The 20025-nt window shown below is 34.5% G+C and carries 23 protein-coding genes; 22 read left to right on the top strand and 1 reads right to left on the bottom strand.

Annotated elements, in window-relative coordinates; all coding sequences use genetic code 11:
• Positions 1-78: 78 nt before the first annotated feature.
• Positions 79-1899, top strand: a complete 1821-nt coding sequence (gene typA / locus TETH514_RS10820) for a translational GTPase TypA (RefSeq protein WP_009052629.1) — start codon at positions 79-81, stop codon at positions 1897-1899.
• Between the two features lie 22 nt (positions 1900-1921).
• On the opposite strand, the gene TETH514_RS10815 is transcribed toward typA, so the two are convergent.
• The gene (locus TETH514_RS10815) at positions 1922-2482 is read right to left on the bottom strand and encodes a lytic transglycosylase domain-containing protein (RefSeq protein WP_003866942.1); all 561 of its coding nucleotides are present in this window, start codon (positions 2480-2482) and stop codon (positions 1922-1924) included.
• Positions 2483-2635: 153 nt separating this feature from the next.
• Here TETH514_RS10815 and TETH514_RS10810 point away from each other — a divergent pair, with 153 nt between their 5' ends.
• The 21 genes from TETH514_RS10810 to minE all read left to right on the top strand — a co-directional run bounded on the left by TETH514_RS10810 (position 2636) and on the right by minE (position 20016).
• A complete protein-coding gene (locus TETH514_RS10810; protein ID WP_009052628.1) occupies positions 2636-3427 on the top strand; it encodes an SPOR domain-containing protein in 792 nt (263 codons plus the stop codon).
• A 14-nt stretch (positions 3428-3441) separates the two neighbouring features.
• Positions 3442-3795, top strand: coding sequence for a DRTGG domain-containing protein (locus TETH514_RS10805; protein ID WP_003866939.1), 354 nt, complete (start codon positions 3442-3444; stop codon positions 3793-3795).
• A complete protein-coding gene (locus tag TETH514_RS10800) occupies positions 3767-4216 on the top strand; it encodes an ATP-binding protein (RefSeq protein WP_003866938.1) in 450 nt (149 codons plus the stop codon). The genes TETH514_RS10805 and TETH514_RS10800 overlap by 29 nt, the downstream gene beginning before the upstream one ends.
• A gap of 8 nt (positions 4217-4224) precedes the next feature.
• Positions 4225-5532, top strand: coding sequence for a [Fe-Fe] hydrogenase large subunit C-terminal domain-containing protein (locus TETH514_RS10795; protein ID WP_003866937.1), 1308 nt, complete (start codon positions 4225-4227; stop codon positions 5530-5532).
• Positions 5533-5538: 6 nt separating this feature from the next.
• Positions 5539-5874 carry a DRTGG domain-containing protein gene (locus TETH514_RS10790; RefSeq protein ID WP_003866936.1) on the top strand — a complete coding sequence of 112 codons (336 nt, stop codon included), beginning with the start codon at positions 5539-5541 and terminating at the stop codon, positions 5872-5874.
• A complete protein-coding gene (locus tag TETH514_RS10785; protein WP_009052627.1) occupies positions 5871-6578 on the top strand; it encodes a PHP domain-containing protein in 708 nt (235 codons plus the stop codon). The genes TETH514_RS10790 and TETH514_RS10785 overlap by 4 nt, the downstream gene beginning before the upstream one ends.
• Before the next feature lie 168 nt (positions 6579-6746).
• The gene (locus TETH514_RS10780; protein WP_003866934.1) at positions 6747-7229 is read left to right on the top strand and encodes an NAD(P)H-dependent oxidoreductase subunit E; all 483 of its coding nucleotides are present in this window, start codon (positions 6747-6749) and stop codon (positions 7227-7229) included.
• 13 nt (positions 7230-7242) lie between these two features.
• Positions 7243-7788 carry an ATP-binding protein gene (locus tag TETH514_RS10775; RefSeq protein WP_003866933.1) on the top strand — a complete coding sequence of 182 codons (546 nt, stop codon included), beginning with the start codon at positions 7243-7245 and terminating at the stop codon, positions 7786-7788.
• Positions 7789-7790: 2 nt separating this feature from the next.
• The gene (locus TETH514_RS10770) at positions 7791-8156 is read left to right on the top strand and encodes a ferredoxin (RefSeq protein WP_003866932.1); all 366 of its coding nucleotides are present in this window, start codon (positions 7791-7793) and stop codon (positions 8154-8156) included.
• Between the two features lie 15 nt (positions 8157-8171).
• On the top strand, positions 8172-9962 hold the full coding sequence (nuoF, locus tag TETH514_RS10765; RefSeq protein WP_003866931.1) for an NADH-quinone oxidoreductase subunit NuoF: 1791 nt from the start codon (positions 8172-8174) through the stop codon (positions 9960-9962).
• 20 nt (positions 9963-9982) lie between these two features.
• Positions 9983-11728, top strand: a complete 1746-nt coding sequence (locus TETH514_RS10760; protein ID WP_009052626.1) for an NADH-dependent [FeFe] hydrogenase, group A6 — start codon at positions 9983-9985, stop codon at positions 11726-11728.
• A gap of 149 nt (positions 11729-11877) precedes the next feature.
• Positions 11878-12126, top strand: coding sequence for a DUF4321 domain-containing protein (locus TETH514_RS10755; protein WP_009052625.1), 249 nt, complete (start codon positions 11878-11880; stop codon positions 12124-12126).
• An 8-nt stretch (positions 12127-12134) separates the two neighbouring features.
• Positions 12135-12710, top strand: coding sequence for a nucleoside triphosphate pyrophosphatase (locus tag TETH514_RS10750; protein ID WP_003866929.1), 576 nt, complete (start codon positions 12135-12137; stop codon positions 12708-12710).
• Positions 12711-12744: 34 nt separating this feature from the next.
• Positions 12745-13425 (top strand): DNA repair protein RadC, encoded by a 681-nt coding sequence (gene radC / locus TETH514_RS10745; RefSeq protein ID WP_003866928.1) that lies wholly within the window; start codon positions 12745-12747, stop codon positions 13423-13425.
• Positions 13426-13446: 21 nt separating this feature from the next.
• Complete coding sequence (locus tag TETH514_RS10740; RefSeq protein ID WP_009052624.1) at positions 13447-14466, top strand: rod shape-determining protein; 1020 nt, start codon at positions 13447-13449, stop codon at positions 14464-14466.
• Positions 14467-14480: 14 nt separating this feature from the next.
• A complete protein-coding gene (gene mreC / locus TETH514_RS10735; protein WP_003866926.1) occupies positions 14481-15314 on the top strand; it encodes a rod shape-determining protein MreC in 834 nt (277 codons plus the stop codon).
• A 6-nt stretch (positions 15315-15320) separates the two neighbouring features.
• Complete coding sequence (mreD, locus tag TETH514_RS10730; protein ID WP_003866925.1) at positions 15321-15839, top strand: rod shape-determining protein MreD; 519 nt, start codon at positions 15321-15323, stop codon at positions 15837-15839.
• A complete protein-coding gene (locus TETH514_RS10725; RefSeq protein ID WP_003866924.1) occupies positions 15836-18136 on the top strand; it encodes a penicillin-binding protein 2 in 2301 nt (766 codons plus the stop codon). The genes mreD and TETH514_RS10725 overlap by 4 nt, the downstream gene beginning before the upstream one ends.
• A gap of 103 nt (positions 18137-18239) precedes the next feature.
• Complete coding sequence (minC, locus tag TETH514_RS10720; RefSeq protein WP_003866923.1) at positions 18240-18884, top strand: septum site-determining protein MinC; 645 nt, start codon at positions 18240-18242, stop codon at positions 18882-18884.
• Positions 18885-18924: 40 nt separating this feature from the next.
• Positions 18925-19719: a septum site-determining protein MinD gene (gene minD, locus TETH514_RS10715; RefSeq protein ID WP_003866922.1), complete on the top strand. Its 795-nt coding sequence runs from the start codon at positions 18925-18927 to the stop codon at positions 19717-19719.
• 21 nt (positions 19720-19740) lie between these two features.
• Positions 19741-20016: a cell division topological specificity factor MinE gene (gene minE / locus TETH514_RS10710; protein WP_003866921.1), complete on the top strand. Its 276-nt coding sequence runs from the start codon at positions 19741-19743 to the stop codon at positions 20014-20016.
• Positions 20017-20025: the final 9 nt, after the last annotated feature.

Genomic DNA, 20025 nt, shown 5'->3' with positions numbered 1-20025 from the left:
ATTGACTATTTTTATTCCTTGATATATCATATAATACTGTATACGCGATATAGCCTATTTTATGGAAGGAGATACCTTATGAAATATGTAAGAGAAGATGTAAGAAATATAGCCATTATTGCTCATGTTGATCATGGAAAAACTACTTTGGTTGATGCTATGCTTAAACAAAGCGGTATTTTTAGGGCAAATGAAAAAGTTGAGGAAAGGATTTTGGATTTTAACGATTTAGAAAGAGAAAGAGGCATAACAATTCTTGCCAAAAATACTGCTGTTAGATATAAAGATGTAAAAATAAATATAGTTGATACACCTGGACATGCGGATTTTAGCGGTGAAGTAGAGCGAGTATTAAAAATGGTAGATGGGGTACTTTTGTTGGTGGATTCTTTTGAAGGACCTATGCCACAGACCCGTTTTGTATTAAGTAAAGCCTTGGAACTGGATCTAAAACCTATAGTTGTCATAAATAAAATTGATAGGCCTGATGCAAGGCCTCAGGAGGTTATTGACGAAGTCTTAGATTTATTTATTGAATTAGGAGCAAATGATGACCAAATCGATTTCCCTATTGTCTACACCTCTGCGAAAGAAGGTATAGCGAAATTAAGTTTAGAAGGAGAATCTCATGATTTGAGACCTCTTTTTGATACGATTTTAGACTATATTCCTGCACCAATAGGAGATGTTGAAGCACCATTGCAACTTATAGTGACTACTCTAGATTATGATGATTACATTGGGAGAATTGCCATTGGAAAAGTAGTTAGAGGAAAAATAATTTCAGGGGAAGAAGCGGCTATATGTAAAAGAGATGGGTCAATACAAAAAGTTCACATAAATAATCTATATCAGTTTGAAGGACTAAAAAGAGTGCAAGTAGAAGAAGCAAGTTTAGGAGATATTGTGGCAGTTTCAGGCATAAGCGATATTGAGATTGGAGAGACCATTGCAGATAGGGATAATCCTGAAGCGGTAGACTTTGTTCGAATAGAAGAGCCTACAGTTTCTATGACTTTTAGTGTAAATACCAGTCCTTTTGCTGGAACTGAAGGTAAATACGTTACTTCAAGACATTTAAGAGAAAGGCTTTTTAAAGAGCTAGAGACAAACGTAGCATTGCGAGTTGAAGAAACAGATTCTACTGATTCTTTTAAGGTATCTGGAAGAGGGGAATTGCATCTTTCTATTTTAATTGAGACTATGAGACGGGAAGGGTATGAATTACAGGTTTCTAAGCCTACCGTGATTTTTAAAGAAGTAAATGGAGTAAAAATGGAACCTATTGAACTTTTGATAATAGATATTCCTGAAGAATATATGGGAGTTGTAATGGAAAAATTAGGACCGAGAAAAGCTGAATTGATGGATATGCACACATTAAAGCCAGGAACTATAAGGCTTAAGTTTAAAATACCTACACGAGGCTTAATAGGGTATCGGTCTGAATTTTTAACAGATACAAAAGGAAATGGCATAATGACCTCTGTCTTTTATGATTATGCACCTTACAAAGGAGACATTCCTTCTCGTACGAGAGGCGCTCTTGTAGCTTTTGAGACGGGGGTTGCGACAACTTATGGCCTTTACAATGCTCAAGAGAGAGGGACACTTTTTATAGAGCCAGGTACAAAAGTGTATGAAGGGATGGTTGTGGGAGTTAATTCAAGAAGTGGAGATATTGATGTCAATGTATGTAAGAAAAAACATGTGACAAATTTAAGGTCTGCAACGGCGGATGAGGCTTTGAGGCTATCTCCTGTAAAAAAGATGTCCTTAGAAGAAGCATTAGAGTTTATAGATAATGATGAATTAGTGGAAGTTACTCCTCAAAGCATTAGAATACGAAAAAAGATTTTGGATTCTCAACAAAGATATAAAAGTGCAAAATACAAATAAGGGAGCCTTTTTGGCTCCTTTATTATTTATTATATAAGTCATTTAAAATTTTGTTTATATAATTTATAGTTTCTTGGTAAGGGGGAATACCTTGATATTTTTCTACTGATTGAGGACCAGCATTATATGCAGCTAATGCTAATCTTATGTCATGGTAAGTGTCTAACAAATTTTTTAGGTATCTTACTCCTCCATCTATATTTTGAGAAGGGTCAAAAGGATTGGATACATTTAACTCCTTTGCAGTTGAAGGCATAAGCTGCATAAGTCCCATCGCTCCTGCAGAAGAAACTGCGAATGGATTAAAATTAGACTCTGCTTTGATGACGGCTCTGATGAGATTTGCATCTACATTATATTTTTGACTGGCCTGTTGTATTAAATCTTCAATTTGTTGTAAATTTGTATTTTTTGATGGCGTATTATTACTTACATTTCCTGCATTGTATTGTTGATTTTCTATAGCATTGTTTAAAACTTCAGCAAAAGGTTTATCAGTGTTAAATATTTTTATATTAGCAGGGAGTCTGCTTTGAATTTCTCTAAATTTATTTTCAATTATTTGATTTACAATATTTGTCAATTCAATCCCTCCCATAATATATAATTCGACAAAATTCTTCTAAAACCTCTTTTAAAAGTGCAAATTAGTAAAAAAGTCCTATTAAAATTTTTAAAGGATTTTTTAAGGAAGTATAGTATAATATAAGTGTAAAGATTTATGGTATAAAGATTTATGGTAAGGGTTGATAAAGAAATGAAAAACGAAAGAATGCTGGAAGTTTTAATTGTTGTATTAATAATTCCTCTAGTTTCTCTTTTAGCAGGTTATTTTATTTCAAAAGATATTGTAGAACCTAACATTTCAAAAACAAATGACAGTGATAATTTTGAAGAGATGGTTGTTAAAGGAATTGACTTGTTTGAAGTTGTTTTAGGTAGCTATTCAGATTTTGAGACTGCAAAGTATCAGGATGATTTAATGAAGATGAAGGGAGTTTATTCTTTTGTTAGTAAAGATTCTGACAAATATTTGTTAATAGGTGGAATATTTTTAGATAGAGAACAAGCTGCTTTATTTTCTTCTTCCTTAAAGTCTCAAGGTATTTCCAGTGAAGTATATGTAAAAAAAGGGCCTTCTATAAAAATTGCATATGACAAGAAATTAACATCAGAAATGGATGTTTTTACAAGCAAATTACAAGATTTTCAACAAATTTTTGATTATATGTCGGCTCTTTCTTATAAAGCTTCTAATGACAAATTAGAAAAACAAGAATTAGAAGAATTAAAGAGAAAAGTGGATAGTTTTAAAAATAGTAGGGAGGATTTTGGAAAAAAAGAAGTGACAATACTAATACAAAAGACGATAGAGATTGTCGATAAAATAACAAATGATATTAAAAAAATTGAAATATCGGCTGCTTTAGAAGATGGAAATACCTTTAGTTTATTGCAAGAAAGTTTATGGCAATCTTGTGAAGAATATAATACTTTTTTAAAAACAATTGTTATGCAAAACCAATAATGGGGTGTTAAGGTATGAAATTAAAAGAGGTAAAAGAAATTTTAAATGCAGAAGTTATGGTGGGAGAAGAAAAATTAGAAGAAGAAGTATTTACTGCTTGTGGTGCAGACTTGATGAGTGATGTTTTGGCATCTCGTGACGAAAAGGCTGTGCTTTTGACAGGGCTTACTAATGCCCAAGTTATAAGGACTGCAGAAGTAGTGGGAGATATTAAATGTATAGTGTTTGTAAGAGGTAAGACTCCGGGAGAGGAAATATTGGAACTTGCTAAAAAAGCAGGACTTGTGATAATGAAGACAAAATATCCTCTTTATATTGCCTGTGGCCTTTTGTATTCTAATGGGCTTACTTGTAGAAGTGGTGAATGAAATGGTACTTTATAGTTTAGATTTTGATGTTAAAGCGAGAGATTTTGATTCTGCAGGAGAGGTTTCCAGCAATTTGAGATCAGTATTAAAACAGCTTTCCTTAAATCCAGATGTTGTAAGGAGAAGTTGCATAGCTTGTTATGAAGCAGAGATGAATATAATAATTCATTCTTATGGAGGTCACATGAAAATAGAAATTTTTGGCGATAAAATACGCATAACTGCAGAAGACACAGGTCCTGGAATAGAAGACATTGAACTTGCCATGAAAGAAGGATATTCTACTGCTCCTGAAGAGATAAGGGAAATGGGATTTGGAGCCGGCATGGGACTTCCTAATATGAAGGAAAATTCTGATTTTATGGATATAAAAAGCAGTAAAAATGGGACAACTGTGGTAATGGAAATTTTATTTAAGTAGGTGATAAAATGTCATATTTTCACTCTGTTACATTAGATAAGGATAGATGTAGAGGGTGTACTAATTGCATAAAAAGATGTCCTACGGAGGCAATAAGGGTAAGAGATGGGAAAGCAATGATTATAAATGAAAGGTGCATAGATTGTGGTGAATGTATACGTGTGTGCCCATATCATGCTAAATTGGCGGTAACTGATAGTTTGGATACGATGAAAAATTTTAAGTACAAGATTGCACTTCCTGCTCCTTCTTTATATGGACAATTTAGGGATTTAACTATTAATCAAATATTGAGTGCATTGCTGGATATAGGCTTTGATGAAGTTTTTGAAGTGGCATATGCTGCTGAAATTGTTTCTAAATTTACGCGGGAAGCATTGGCAAAAGGAAATTTAAAAAAGCCAGTTATATCTTCTGCTTGCCCCGCTGTTGTGCGATTCGTACAAATCAAATTTCCCTCTTTGATTGATAATTTATTGGATATATGTTCTCCTATGGATACTGCGGCAATATTAGCAAAAAAGGAAGCAATTAAAAAGACGGGACTGAAGCAAGAGGAAATAGGAGTTTTTTTCATTTCCCCCTGTGCTGCAAAAGTGACAAGTGTGAAAAATCCTATTGGTATAGAAAAATCCAAAATTGATGGGGTTTTTTCTATGAAAGAAATATATGGCCTAATCATTGAAAAAGCTAAGACTACTGTTGTCAGAGATTTAAGCAAAGCTTCTATGATAGGTGTTGGATGGGCAAACTCTGGTGGAGAAGCTTTTGGCACTTTTACAGAAAATAGTATTTATGTAGACGGGATACACAATGTTGGAGATGTCTTAGAAGAGATTGAATTAGGAAAATTGAACGATTTAGACTTTTTTGAAGGTCTTGCATGTATCGGTGGGTGTATTGGTGGACCTTTAGCTGTTGAAAATAATTTTGTGGCCAAAAATAGAATAAGAAAACTGACAGAAAAACTTCCTAAAAGAGAAGAGCCTTTGTTTGATGAGAAAGAGATTGATTTTGGAGAGGTGAAATGGAAAAAGAAAATAGAAAAAAGTGAAGTTATGAAGTTGGACAAAGACATTTCAAAAGCACTTGAAATGATGAAACAAATAGACACCCAATACAAAGCCTTACCAGGACTTGACTGTGGTTCTTGTGGTTCACCTACTTGTAGGGCATTGGCAGAAGATATAATGAAAGGCTATGCTACTGAGTATGATTGCATTTTTATATTAAAAGACAAAATAAAAAATTTGGCTCAAGAATTAAATGATCTGGCAGGTAAAATTCCTCCAGTTTTAAGTGAGGGAAAGGAGTGAAATGTTATGAGGATAAAAGTAGTGGAGCTTGTTGAGAAAGGATTTAGATTAGTTGCGGGTGACAACGGAATTGACAAAGAAATTGAAGGGGTGTATATATGCGACCTTTTAAGTTGGGTTATGGCCCATGCAAAAGCTAAGAGCGCCTGGATAACAATTCAAACTCATGTAAATATCGTAGCAGTAGCTTTGCTGGCCGAAATAAGTTGCATAATAATTCCTGAAGATGCGAAATTAGATGAAGAAGCTAAGAAAAAGGCTGATGAGGAAGGCATCCCTATATTAAGTTTTACAGGGACTTCCTATGAAGCAGCAATAACTTTGTACGAGATGATGAAATGATGCTTTACTATGATTTGCATATTCATACAGCTTTATCTCCTTGTGCTTCAGATGAAATGACTCCTAACAATATTATCAATATGGCTCTCATAAAAGGACTTGATGTGATAGGTATAACAGACCATAACAGTGCTAGAAATGTGAAAGCTGTGTATAATCTTGGATTAAAAAAAGGCTTAATAGTAGTGCCTGGTATAGAGGTACAGACAAGAGAAGAGGTTCACATACTTTGTTATTTTTATTCAGTAGATGAATGTGTAAAATTTAGTGAAATTATTAACAAGAATTTGATAAAAATTAAAAATCAAAAAACAATCTTTGGGAATCAATTTGTGATGGATGAAGAAGATAATGTTATAGAAGAGATAGATTACTCATTGTTAATTTCATCAAATTTGAGCATTAATGAAATTTTTGAATACATGGAGGGCAAGGGGGTAGCGGTCCCTGCCCATGTGGATCGGCCTGCCTATAGTATTGTATCAAATCTTGGATTTATCCCTAATATTAAAAATTTAACAACAATTGAGATATCAAAAGGTATTGTGACAGAAAATTTTTTACACTCATATCCTGAATATAGAAAATATAAAATTATAAGGTCGTCAGATGCCCATTATTTAGGAGATATTTCTGAAAGAGAGGAATTCTTACTGTGTAAGTCAGAATTAAAAAGTGTTGTAGACTGGCTTTGCGGTTATTGAGTTTTTGTAATTCTACTAAATTAGTTGGGATTATCAGAAAATAAAAATTTTTTTATAAAAGCTTGTTAAAAATTTAATAAATATATGATATAATATTGACGAACATTGAATACAAAGTTTACTTAGAGCTTGGAACATGAAATTTTTAATTCACAAGGAGGGAAATAAATGGAGACCTTATGCCGAAAATTCGGTGAAGAGAAAGTAGAGAGGTTTAAAAAGGCTTTGGAGGAATTAAAAAATATCCCTGGCTCTTTGATTGCAATTATGAATGAGGCTCAAGAAATTTTTGGATATCTTCCTATTGAAGTTCAACTTTATATTTCAAAAGAAATGAATGTGCCTTTGACAGAAATATTTGGAATAGCTACTTTTTATTCAAGGTTTACTTTAAAGCCTTCGGGTAAATACAAGATCAATTTGTGTATGGGAACAGCTTGTTATGTAAGAGGAGCTGCAATGGTGCTGGAAAAAATAAAAGAGAAATTGGGAATTCAAGTAGGTGAAACAACTCCAGATGGGAAATTTTCTTTAGAACCTACTAGATGCCTTGGAGCTTGCGGATTGGCTCCTGTTATGATGATAAATGGTGAAGTTTTTGGAAGATTAACTCCTGATGATGTTGATGAAATATTGAGTAAATTTGAGTAAGAGTTTGATTGTTATGAAAGAATTAGCTCTTTATATATTAGATTTGTCACAAAATAGCATAAGAGCGGGAGCAAAAAATATTTATATTGAAATAAATATAGATACTTCAAAAGATATGCTTAAAGTCTCTATAGAAGATGATGGATGTGGAATGAGTGAGGAATTATTAAAAAAAGTCACAGACCCTTTTATAACCACAAGAAAGGAGAGAAAAGTAGGGCTTGGAATTCCGCTCTTTAAGGAGCTTGCCCAGCTGTGTGAAGGAAACTTTGAGATTTTTTCTGTAGAAGGAAAAGGAACAAAAATAATAGGTATTTTTAAGCTTTCAAGTATAGACCTTGTTCCAATAGGAGATATGGCTTCAACAATTGTGTCGCTGATATTATCTGCGCCGGACTTGGATATTGTATACAAATATAGCAAAGATGGCTATGAGTTTTTGCTTGATACTAAAGAACTCAGAAAAGTGCTAAAAGAAGTCAGTTTAAATGATATTAAGGTATTAAATTGGATAAGGGAATATGTGGAAGAGAATATGAAAGGTGATATGGAGGTGTAACAATGAAATCTATAGAGGAATTGGAAAGAATCAGGAAAGAAACTTTAGAGAAAATAAATTTGAGAAAAGACAGGTCAGGTATAAGAATTGCTGTTGGAATGGCTACTTGTGGTATTGCAGCAGGAGCAAGGCCTGTCATGATGGCGATATTAGATGAACTCAGTAAGAGGAATGTGACTGATGTAATTGTCACAGAGACTGGTTGTATAGGTATGTGTAAATTAGAACCTATTGTAGATGTTTATGTTCCAGGACAAGAAAAAGTCACCTACGTAAAGGTTGATGAGAAAAAGGCAAGGCAAATAGTTGTTGAACATGTTATAAATGGCCATCCAATCAGAGAATGGACTATTGAAAATTACGAATAGAGGAGGGGAAATAGCATGCTTTATAGGTCACACGTAATGGTATGCGGTGGTACCGGATGTACATCTTCAGATTCTGATAAAGTAGCAGAGCGTTTTACGGAGGAAATAAAAAAAGCTGGTTTAGATAAGGAAGTATTAGTTGTTAGGACAGGGTGTTTTGGCCTTTGCGAATTAGGACCAGTTGTTGTAGTGTATCCTGAAGGAGTTTTTTATAGCAGAGTTAAACCTGACTATGTTCCTGAAATTGTAGAAGAGCACTTGCTAAAAGGAAGACCTGTTAAGAAATATCTCTATGGGGAAAGCGTGACAGAAAGAGAAATAAAGCCATTGGAAGAAACTCCTTTCTTTAGGAAACAAAAGAGGATTGCCCTTAGAAACTGCGGTATTATCAATCCTGAAGATATAAGAGAAGCAATTGCTTTTGACGGATATAAGGCGTTAGCAAAGGTTCTTACTCAAATGACTCCTAAAGAGGTTATTGACGAGGTAAAGAAATCCGGGCTAAGGGGTAGAGGTGGTGGAGGATTCCCAACAGGTGTAAAATGGGAATTTGCTTACAACCAGAAAGAAACTCCTAAATATGTAGTCTGCAACGCCGATGAAGGTGACCCTGGTGCTTTTATGGATAGAAGCATATTGGAAGGAGACCCTCACAGTGTTTTAGAGGCAATGGCAATAGCAGGATACGCAATTGGAGCAAACCATGGATATATTTATGTAAGGGCAGAATATCCTTTGGCAGTAAAAAGGCTTAAAATTGCTATTGAACAGGCAAGAGAATATGGTCTTTTAGGGAAAGACATATTTGGGACAGGTTTTGATTTTGACATTGAGATAAGATTAGGAGCAGGTGCTTTTGTCTGTGGAGAAGAGACTGCACTTTTAAATTCAGTAATGGGAAGAAGAGGAGAACCAAGACCAAGACCTCCATTTCCTGCTGTAAAAGGTGTATGGGATAAACCAACAATTATAAATAATGTAGAGACATTTGCTAATATTCCACCAATTATTTTAAATGGTGCTGAGTGGTTTTCAAGCATAGGTACAGAAAAATCAAAAGGGACAAAAGTTTTTGCCTTAACTGGTAAAGTAAACAACACAGGTCTTATTGAAGTTCCAATGGGAACTACTTTAAGAGAAATTATCTACGAAATAGGTGGAGGAATACCTAACGGAAAGAAATTTAAAGCTGCTCAAACTGGAGGACCTTCAGGTGGATGTATTCCTGCAGAGCATTTAGATACACCAATCGATTACGATTCTTTAATAAATGTAGGTTCTATGATGGGGTCAGGTGGACTTGTTGTAATGGACGAAGACACCTGTATGGTCAATGTTGCAAAATTTTTCCTTGAGTTTACAGTTGATGAGTCCTGTGGTAAATGTGCACCTTGTAGGATTGGCACAAGAAGGATGTTGGAAGTTTTAGATAAGATAACTTCTGGTAAAGGTGAGGAAGGAGACATTGAAAGATTAGAAGAACTTGCTAAAACCATTAAGGCTACAGCTTTATGTGGACTTGGACAGACAGCGCCAAATCCGGTTTTATCTACAATTAGATATTTTAGAGATGAATATGAGGCGCATATAAAAGAAAAAAGATGCCCAGCTGGTGTATGCCAAGCCCTCTTAAGATTTTATATTGCCCCAGATAAGTGTAAAGGCTGTGGAATTTGCGCTAAAAATTGCCCTGTCAATGCAATTTCTGGAAAGACAAAAGAGCCTTATGTAATTGACCAAGACAAATGTATCAAGTGCGGCACATGTATTGAAAAATGTCCATTTGGCGCAATATACAAAAAATAATTGAGGAAGGAGTGTAAAAGATGGACAAAGTTCGTGTTATGATAGACAGCATCACTGTAGAAGTTCCCTCCCATTACACGGTATTGGAAGCAGCAAAAGAAGCAGGCATAGATATTCCTACACTGTGTTACCTCAAGGAAATTAATCAAATTGGCGCTTGTCGTATATGTGTAGTTGAAATAGAAGGAGTTAGAAATTTACAAACCTCCTGCACTTATCCGGTATTTGATGGTATGAAAGTGTATACAAATACACCTAAAGTTAGAGAAGCGCGGAAATTAAATCTTGAGCTTATACTTTCAAATCATGATAGAAGCTGTTTGACTTGTATTAGAAATACTAACTGTGAGCTTCAATCATTGTCTAAAAAATTAGGAGTAGATGAAATAAGGTTTGAAGGTGAAAATATAAAGTATTCTATAGATAATGCTTCTCCTTCTATTGTAAGGGACCCAAATAAGTGTGTGCTTTGTAGAAGATGTGTATCAGTATGTTCAGAAGTGCAAAACGTATTTGCTATTGGAATGGTAAATAGAGGATTTAATACAATGGTAGCACCTTCTTTTGGCAGAAGTTTAAAAGATTCTCCTTGTATAAGCTGTGGACAGTGTATTGAGGTATGTCCTGTTGGAGCTATATATGAAAAAGACCACACAAAGAGAGTTTATGAGGCTTTAGCTGATGAGAAAAAATATGTAGTAGCTCAAACAGCTCCAGCTGTAAGAGTAGCATTAGGTGAAGAGTTTGGCATGCCAATAGGAAGTATTGTTACAGGAAAAATGGTAGCAGCTTTGAGAAGAATGGGTTTTGATGCGATATTTGATACGAATTTTGCAGCAGACTTGACTATAATGGAGGAAGGTTCGGAACTTCTTGAAAGGCTTAAAAATGGCGGAAAACTTCCTATGATAACTTCCTGTAGCCCTGGTTGGATAGCTTTCTGTGAAAAATATTATCCAGAATTTATAGATAATCTTTCAACTTGTAAGTCTCCTCACATGATGATGGGGGCATTAGTAAAGAGTTATTATGCAGAAAAGAAAGGGCTTAATCCTGAGGATATATATATAGTATCTATTATGCCATGTACTGCTAAAAAACTAGAGATTGAAAGGCCAGAAATGCAGCATAATGGAATAAAAGATGTAGATGCTGTCCTTACCACAAGAGAATTGGCGAGAATGATAAAAGAAATGGGCATTGACTTTGTAAATCTTCCTGATGAAGAATATGACGAACCTCTTGGAATGTCCACGGGTGCGGCAGTAATATTTGGAGCTACAGGTGGAGTTATGGAGGCAGCTTTAAGGACAGTTGCGGATATTGTAGAAGGGAAAGATTTAGACAAATTTGATTATGAAGAAGTGAGAGGGTTAGAAGGTGTTAGAGAGGCTACTATAAGAATAGATGGTAAGGACATAAAAGTTGCCATAGCAAATGGAACAGGAAATGCGAAGAAACTTCTTGACAAAGTAAAAGCTGGCGAGGTAGAGTATCACTTCATAGAGGTAATGGGCTGCCCAGGAGGATGTATAATGGGAGGCGGTCAGCCGATTCACAATCCAAATGAAATGGAAAAAGTAAAAGAATTAAGAGCGAAGGCTATTTACGAAGCAGATAAAAATTTGCCTATCAGAAAATCTCACAAAAATCCTGCAATACAAAAACTCTATGAAGAATTTTTGGGCAGTCCTTTAAGCGAAAAGTCTCATCACTTGCTCCACACTCATTATTCCAAGAAGGAGTTGTATCCTCTGGTAAAATAAATTTAATTAATAGTAAAGCTTCCAATACCTTATTGGGAGCTTTACCATTTTTTTATTTTAAAGTTAGTTATAGAAATGTATATAATTTGTGATATAATAAAAAAGAATGGTAGTTTATAAGGTCACTACAACTTAAGGAGTGAAAGAAATTGAGAAGAGGTAGAAGTCCGTGGACGTTGGTATTTTTACTCGTTGTTGGCCTAATTTTAGGAGGATTTTTAGGAGATTTGTTTGCGCATTTTTTCAAAGAATTAGCTTATCAGCAAATAATAGGTATGAACAATCCTCTTACTTTGGATCTGAATTTTATTAAATTTTCCTTTCTGTTATCTGTTAAGATAAACATAGGGACTGTAGTAGGATTAATTCTTGCAATATACGCTTATTACAAAATGTAGGTGATAAAATGAAAATTGTCCTCGCTTCTAAATCGCCAAGAAGAAGAGAGTTACTTTCAAATTTAGGACTTGACTTTGAAGTGATCGAAAGTAATGTGGAGGAGTTTTCAAGTGAAAAGCATCCTTCAAGATATGTTATGGATTTATCTTTTAATAAAGCCATGTCAGTTGCTAAAAAATTAAAGGAAGAAGCTATAGTGATAGGTGCTGATACTATTGTGGTAATTGAAGATAAAGTTTTAGGGAAACCAAAGGATAGAGATGAAGCCTTTATCATGCTTAAAAACTTACAAGGAAGAGTTCATACAGTATATACAGGAATTACTATCGTTAGGACTAAAGATTTTAAATATGTAAGCGATTTTGAAGAGACAAAAGTTTGGATTAAAAAATTAGAAGATGAGGAAATTTTTAATTATATTGATACTGGCGAAGGTTATGATAAAGCTGGAGCATATGCCATACAAGGAGTTGGTGCTCTTATTGTTGAAAAGATTGAAGGAGATTATTTTAATGTGGTAGGTCTTCCGATTTCAAAGCTTTTTGATATTTTAAAAAGAGAGTTTGATGTGAGGTTACTTTGAAAGGGTGAAAGTATTGGGCAAGGATGCAAAAATCATGATAAAAGACTTGCCTTACGAAGAAAGACCCAGAGAAAGACTTATAAAACATGGGGCTCAAGTATTGTCAAATGTCGAGTTGATAGCTATAATAATAGGGACAGGAAGTAAAAGAGAAAGTGCCATTAGTTTAGCACAAAGGCTTATAATGGAAGATAGAGGGCTTAAATTCATTGTAGATTCAAGTGTAGAAAAGCTTGCCAGCATAAAAGGAATTGGTATAGCTAAGGCAGTAAAGCTAAAAGCTGCAGTAGAATTAGGACGTCGAATGATGTTATCTACGGGAAGTGATAGTTTTACAATAACATCGCCAGAAGATGTCATAAATTTGATGATGGATGAAATGAGGTATTTGACGAAAGAGCATTTTAAAGTGATAATGCTCAATGTAAAGAATAAAGTTATTGCGATAGAGACTATTTCTATAGGAAGTCTAAATACTTCCATTGTGCATCCAAGAGAAGTATTTAAGGCTGCAATTGAAAGGTCATCTTCCTCTATAATTTTGGTTCACAATCACCCCAGTGGAGACCCTACTCCTAGCAGAGAAGACATAGAAGTGACAAAAAGGTTGGTAGAAGGAGGAAATATACTGGGTATAAAAGTTTTAGATCATGTTATAATTGGAGATGGGAGAGGTATAAGTCTTAAAGAAAAAGGGTATTATGAGTTTGAATAAAATAGGAAGGAGTATACGCAAATGAGAGGATTTTCCAGAGATATTGGGATTGATTTAGGTACTGCTACAACTTTGGTATATGTACAAGGTAAAGGAATTGTTTTAAGAGAGCCATCCGTTGTGGCGATGAGGACAGATTCCAAGGCAATTCTTGCAGTTGGAGAAGAAGCAAAAAAAATGGTAGGTAGAACTCCTGGAAATATAATCGCTATAAGGCCTATGAGAGATGGTGTAATAGCCGATTTTGATATAACTAAGGCTATGTTGGATCACTTTATAAGTAAAGTTAATCCAAGAAAGGGATTATTTAGGCCTAGAGTTATAGTTGGTATACCTTCAGGGGTTACGGAAGTAGAGAAAAGAGCAGTTATTGAAGCAGCTTTACAAGCAGGGGCGAAAGAAGCTCATACAGTAGAAGAGCCTATGGCTGCAGCAATTGGTGCAGGTCTTCCTGTTGAAGAACCAACTGGAAGCATGGTTGTAGACATAGGGGGTGGTACCACAGATGTGGCTGTAATTTCTCTTGGAGGAATTGTTACCAGCAAGTCTTTGAGAGTTGGCGGAGATGAAATGGATGAAGCTATAATCAATTATATAAAGAGAGAATATAACCTCATGATAGGAGAAAGGACTGCAGAAGAGATAAAGATACAAATTGGTTCAGCTTTTCCAAAGCCAAAAGAGGAAACTATGGACATAAGAGGAAGAGATTTAGTGTCTGGTCTTCCTAAAACTTTAAAGATTACTTCAACTGAAATTTTGGAAGCTTTAAAAGATCCAATATCCAGCATAATTGAAGCTATAAAGATGACTCTTGAAAAGACTCCACCAGAGCTTGCAGCAGATATCATGGACAGAGGAATTATGTTAACAGGCGGTGGTGCTCTTTTGAGCGGCATAGACAAGCTCATAAGAGAGGAAACAGGAATGCCTGTACAAATAGCTGATCAGCCAACAGATTGTGTGGCACTTGGAGCAGGGAAAATTTTAGAGGAAAGTTCCCTCTTTAGGAGAGTTTTAAGTCCGGCAACTAGAGTTTGAGAGGTGTTATTGGCGTGCCACGCTTTTTTAGAAATAATAAGCAATTTATTTTGTTTTTTTTGATAGCCGTGGCGCTTATTGCCGCCATGGCTTATACTTATGGTACAGAAAGGTATGTTACTAAAGTAGAATCTATAGTTGGAACTGTTTTTACTCCCATTCAAAAAGTTTTCTATCAAATGGGAGAGGAAATTTCTAATTTCTTTTCTTCAATTAGTGAGATAGGTACTTTAAGGGCAACAAATGAAAAACTTCAAAAAGAAGTAGAAAAATTGAGAAAAGAAAATATTCAGTTACAGGAATTAATGAACGAAAATAAAAGGCTTAAAGAGGCTTTAAATTTTAAAACAGAAAATGTTGAACTAGATTTAAAACTTGCTACTATAACAGGAAAGAATTCAGGTAATTGGTTTAATATTTTTACTATTGATAAAGGCAAAAATGAGGGTATAAAACCTGGCATGGCAGTTTTAGATGAAAAAGGAAATATGGTAGGACAGATTACAGAAGTAGGAGACAATTGGGCAAAGGTATTAGCCATTATAGATAGAGATAGTTCTGTAAGTGCTGTAGCTGTGCGAACTCGTGATAATGGTGTGGTAAGAGGAGATTCAAACGGTGGACTTATCATGATATATCTTCCCTTAGATGCCGAATTGATAGAAGGTGACGTAGTAACTACTTCTGGTATGAGTAGATTCCCAAAAGGTTTGATAATAGGAAAAGTATCAAAAGTTACTCGAGATCCAGGTTCTTTGCTAAAACAAGCCGTCATAGAACCAGCTGCTGATTTTGAAAGATTGGAGTATGTGTTTGTAGTTACTAATACAACAAATACAGGGAAGTAGATTATTATGAGAAAAGTGTATAAATATTTATTGATTGTTTTGTTAATTGTTTTACAAGCAACTTTATTCAGATTTATAGATATTTTCGGTGTCAAACCAGATGCAGTTTTTATTGTAGTGCTAAGTTTTTCACTTTTAAACGGTTCTTGGGAAGCAATTTATTTAAGTCTTTTTGGTGGGCTTATTCAAGATATTCTTTTTAATAATGCTTTAGGGGTTACTACTTTTTCCTTGCTTATTGTCAGCTACATTACAGGACTTTTAAGCAAAAGTGTTTTTAAAGAAAGTTCTTTTGTGGCTTTTGTGTTTGTCTTTTTAGGAACCCTTCTTTATAACCTTGTAACGATGTTTTCAATGGTTTTGATGAAGTATGAGTTTAATTTCTTATTAGATTTTATGAATATCGCGATGATACAGGCGGTTTATAATTCTGTAATTACTGCTTTTGCCTATAGATATTTAGTTTCCTTTAACAGATATGTTAATGAAAATAAAGTAAATCTTTTTAGAAAAAGCAAATTTTGAAGGTGATATCATTGAATGAGAGCCTTAAAAAAAAGTTTTATACTTTTGGAGCCATTATCCTTGTTCTTCTTGTCGTTTTAGTTTCCCGCTTAATCTATTTACAGCTGATAAAGGGCGACTATTATAGAGAAATATCAATGCGCCAAGCAATTAGACGTATACCTATTGAGGCTCCTCGTGGAGAAATTGTTGATAGGTATGGAGTAAAATTAGCCACAAATAGACCAAGCTTTTCTGTAGATATTATAAAAGGAGAAGTGGTTGATAGTCATCTTAACGAGACTATATTAAAATTAATGAATATTTTGACGAAAAATAATGTAAAATATAAAGACGATTTGCCTATCTATTTAGATGAAAATGGAAATCCTTATTTCAATTTTAAAAATTCAGATGAAGTATCAGTAAAAGAAGAAACTTTAAAAGCTCGAGAAAAAGCCTGGAAAAAAGCTAATAACATACATGAAAATGCTACTGCTAAAGAGGCATGGGATATTTTAATAAAAAAATTTAAAATACCTAAGGATATGGATCCAATAGAAGCAAGAAAAATAATGGTTGTACGTCAATTAATGGAAGAACAAGGATATAATCAATATCAGCCAGTAGAAATAGCTGTGGACGTGGACCAAAAAACGATTGCTGAGATTGAGGAAAATCATTTAGAATTGCCAGGAATTATGATAAATGTAAAGCCTGTTAGATATTATCCTTATGAAACACTATTATCCCAAACTTTAGGATATATTGGTCGAATTACTCAAGAAGATTTAAAAAACTTGGATATGAGTAAATACAAACTTACAGATTTGGTTGGGCGTTCTGGCCTTGAAGCATTGTATGAAAAGTATTTAAGGGGGAAAGATGGTGGACAACAAGTAGTAGTAGATAATTATGGAAGATTAATAAAGAATTTAGGGACAGAACCTCCTGTACCAGGTGACACTATATTTTTAACCATTGACAAAAATATTCAAGAGGCGGCAGAACAATCTCTTATCACAACTATGCAAAATATAAGAGAGGGGAAATATGGCGAGTCATTTCCTGCTAATATTGGAGCAGCAGTGGTTGTAGATGTACACACAGGTAAAGTTTTAGCATTAGCCAATATCCCGGGTTATGATCCAAACATTTTTGCCACTGGCAATCCTCCTAAAGATGTAGTAAATGAACTTTTTAAATCAAGAGATGCTACTGTTGATCCAAGTCCTATTTTCAATTATGCAACTCAAGGAGCAGTACCTCCAGGATCTACCTTCAAGATGGCTGTTGCATTCGCAGCTTTAGACACGGGTGTCACAACGGTTGATGAAAAATATTTAGACCCAGGAATATATCCTTATACAGGACAACGTAACTGGGCGTGGCCACGGACACAAGGTTGGGTAAATGTTTCTGATGCAATTAAATATTCTACTAATACCTATTTTTTTGAAATGGGAAGAAGAATGGGAATAGATAAAATAGTCGAATATGCCAAGAAATTTGGTTTAGACCAAAAAACAGGAATAGAACTGTATGAAGCAAAAGGTGTTATTGCAAGTCCACAATATAAAAGAGAATATTATCTTGGGTTGATAAAATCAATGGTGAAAACAGATACAAATCCAGATGGAGTTATAACGGAAGAACAGTATCAAAAAATTGTAGAAATCATTGATAAAGGGAATTTGAGTGACTATAATACCTTTTTACAATTAGAAAAGATGGGTATAAAAGATACAAAGCTTCAAAAGAAGATATGGGAAATGATGTATTATGCAAAACATTGGAGCTTGACAAATACTTGTAGTGCGGCAATAGGTCAAGGTGATAATCAGTTTACTCCTTTACAAATTGCCAGTTATGTGTCTACATTAATAAATGGGGGGATTAGATATAGACTTCATTTAGTTGATAAAATTATATCCCCCGAAGGAAAAATTGTTGAAGAAACAAAACCAGAAGTTTTAGATAGAATTCATATTTCCAAGGAATACCTCGATGCTATAAAGTTAGGTATGAAAGGAGTAACCGAAAGAGGAGGTACTGCAAGCGGTGCTTTTCACAATTTCCCTATTCCTGTAGGAGGCAAGACAGGTACTGCAGAAGCAGTTAGAAGGGCTAATTATGCTTGGTTTGTTGGTTTTGCCCCTTATGATGATCCTCAAATAGTTGTAGTTGTGGTTATATACCAAGGAGGACATGGTTCTTACGCAGGTTATGTAGCGAGAGATATTTTTGATGCTTATTTTGGACTGAGTAAAAATAATACAGGTGAAACCTTCAATGTGATAAATTTGCCTATAAGATGATTTTGGGGTGAGGATGTTTTATCCTCTTTTTTTCTTTAACAAGAAGGAAAATTACGATTTATGGAGAATATAGATAATAACGAGGGTTTTACGGAGGTAGATTATGATAAAAGAAGCAATAAAAATTCAAGGGACAAAAGAAGGGCTGGTAATTGTATTAGAAGAGGATGTAGATATTGAAACACTAAAAGAGAAAATAGTGAATAGAATTGAGAAATCTCTTAAATTTTTTGAGGGTGCAACTCTTACTGTGAGAGTAAAAAGTTTAAGCGTCAAAGAAGAGAAATTACAAGAATTAAAAGACGTTATTTTTGAAAAATACGGTATTGAGGTGCGGATAAAAAATTTTCAAGAAAAGCATATAAAAAATGTGACAGATGACGAAATATTTAATGGGTTAGAAGAGGGGATAACAAAATTTCATAAAGGTACTGTCAGATCAGGACAGGTTGTGAAATACCATGGTAATCTTGTAATAATTGGAGATGTGAATCCTGGAGGATTAGTACAAGCTGCCGGTAATATAGTTGTTATGGGGACGTTGAGGGGAATAGCTCATGCGGGATTTACTGGCAATAAAGAGGCTGTAATCGTAGCTTCTTCCCTAAGAGCAATGCAGCTTAGAATAGCTAATGTTATTTCCAGGGCTCCAGATAAAGATGATGCTAGTGATTATCCCGAAATTGCAGTTGTTAAAAAAGGTAAAATTATTGTAAAGCCTCTTTACCATCTCAATGATTTGTGGTAAAATATTCTAAAAAATAATATTAATGGAATGGAGTGGTATGATGAGCGAAGCAATAGTTATAACTTCTGGAAAAGGTGGAGTTGGGAAAACTACTTCTACTGCGAATATTGGTACATACATTGCTATGAAAGGTTATAAAGTTGCTTTAGTTGATACTGATATAGGTTTAAGAAATCTTGATGTAGTGATGGGATTAGAAAATAGAATTGTGTATGATATCGTTGATGTAGTAGAGGGGCAGTGCAGATTAAAGCAAGCTTTGATAAAGGATAAAAGGTTTGATGGGCTATATCTTTTACCTGCTGCCCAAACAAGAGATAAATCTGCTGTTACTCCAGAGCAAATGCAAAAATTAATAGGAGATTTAAAAGAGGAATTTGACTATATATTAGTAGATTGTCCTGCAGGTATTGAACAAGGATTTAAAAATGCAATTGCAGGTGCTGATAGAGCAATTGTCATAACTACACCAGAAGTTTCAGCGGTTAGGGATGCTGATAGAATTATAGGACTTTTGGAGGCGGCGGAACTTCATGATCCTATGTTAGTTATAAACAGGATTAAGATGGATATGGTAAAAAGAGGAGATATGATGGATATTGAAGATATTATAGATATTTTAGCTATTGACCTTTTAGGTGTAATTCCTGATGATGAAAATATAATTATTTCTTCCAATAAAGGTGAACCAATTGTTATGGATGAAAGGTCATTGGCTGGACAAGCCTATAGAAATTTGGTGGAAAGACTTTTAGGGAATAATGTGCCTTTAATTAACCTTGATGTAGGAAATGGATTTATGGATAGACTCAAAAAGCTTTTTAAGCTGGCTTAGCGCTTTTAGGAGGTGTGATTTGTGGATTTATTTAAATCTTTTGGAGGGAAAAACAACAGTAAAAATATAGCAAAAGAGAGGTTGCAACTTTTATTGGTGCATGATAGGGCGGATGTTTCTCCTAAATTTTTGGAGATGATAAAAGAAGACATATTAAATGTCATTTCTAATTACGTGGATATTGATGAAGCAGGATTAAATGTAGAAATTACAAAAGAAAAAAGAAGTGATAATACCTATATACCTGCTCTTCATGCGAATATTCCTATAAAGAAAATGAAACAGGTGATAAGATAACTGGCCTTG

This window comes from Thermoanaerobacter sp. X514, assembly GCF_000019065.1.
Classification (GTDB): domain Bacteria; phylum Bacillota; class Thermoanaerobacteria; order Thermoanaerobacterales; family Thermoanaerobacteraceae; genus Thermoanaerobacter; species Thermoanaerobacter pseudethanolicus.
The sequence above is the reverse complement of the archived record's forward strand: the minus strand, read 5'-3'. Positions and strand labels throughout refer to the sequence as shown.

Coding starts and splice junctions, on each gene's coding strand:
- typA (WP_009052629.1), top strand. CDS start 79: ATGAAATATGTAAGAGAAGATGTAAGAAATATAGCCATTATTGCTCAT.
- TETH514_RS10810 (WP_009052628.1), top strand. CDS start 2,636: ATGGTAAGGGTTGATAAAGAAATGAAAAACGAAAGAATGCTGGAAGTT.
- TETH514_RS10805 (WP_003866939.1), top strand. CDS start 3,442: ATGAAATTAAAAGAGGTAAAAGAAATTTTAAATGCAGAAGTTATGGTG.
- TETH514_RS10800 (WP_003866938.1), top strand. CDS start 3,767: ATGGGCTTACTTGTAGAAGTGGTGAATGAAATGGTACTTTATAGTTTA.
- TETH514_RS10795 (WP_003866937.1), top strand. CDS start 4,225: ATGTCATATTTTCACTCTGTTACATTAGATAAGGATAGATGTAGAGGG.
- TETH514_RS10790 (WP_003866936.1), top strand. CDS start 5,539: ATGAGGATAAAAGTAGTGGAGCTTGTTGAGAAAGGATTTAGATTAGTT.
- TETH514_RS10785 (WP_009052627.1), top strand. CDS start 5,871: ATGATGCTTTACTATGATTTGCATATTCATACAGCTTTATCTCCTTGT.
- TETH514_RS10780 (WP_003866934.1), top strand. CDS start 6,747: ATGGAGACCTTATGCCGAAAATTCGGTGAAGAGAAAGTAGAGAGGTTT.
- TETH514_RS10775 (WP_003866933.1), top strand. CDS start 7,243: ATGAAAGAATTAGCTCTTTATATATTAGATTTGTCACAAAATAGCATA.
- TETH514_RS10770 (WP_003866932.1), top strand. CDS start 7,791: ATGAAATCTATAGAGGAATTGGAAAGAATCAGGAAAGAAACTTTAGAG.
- nuoF (WP_003866931.1), top strand. CDS start 8,172: ATGCTTTATAGGTCACACGTAATGGTATGCGGTGGTACCGGATGTACA.
- TETH514_RS10760 (WP_009052626.1), top strand. CDS start 9,983: ATGGACAAAGTTCGTGTTATGATAGACAGCATCACTGTAGAAGTTCCC.
- TETH514_RS10750 (WP_003866929.1), top strand. CDS start 12,135: ATGAAAATTGTCCTCGCTTCTAAATCGCCAAGAAGAAGAGAGTTACTT.
- radC (WP_003866928.1), top strand. CDS start 12,745: ATGATAAAAGACTTGCCTTACGAAGAAAGACCCAGAGAAAGACTTATA.
- TETH514_RS10740 (WP_009052624.1), top strand. CDS start 13,447: ATGAGAGGATTTTCCAGAGATATTGGGATTGATTTAGGTACTGCTACA.
- mreD (WP_003866925.1), top strand. CDS start 15,321: ATGAGAAAAGTGTATAAATATTTATTGATTGTTTTGTTAATTGTTTTA.
- minC (WP_003866923.1), top strand. CDS start 18,240: ATGATAAAAGAAGCAATAAAAATTCAAGGGACAAAAGAAGGGCTGGTA.
- minD (WP_003866922.1), top strand. CDS start 18,925: ATGAGCGAAGCAATAGTTATAACTTCTGGAAAAGGTGGAGTTGGGAAA.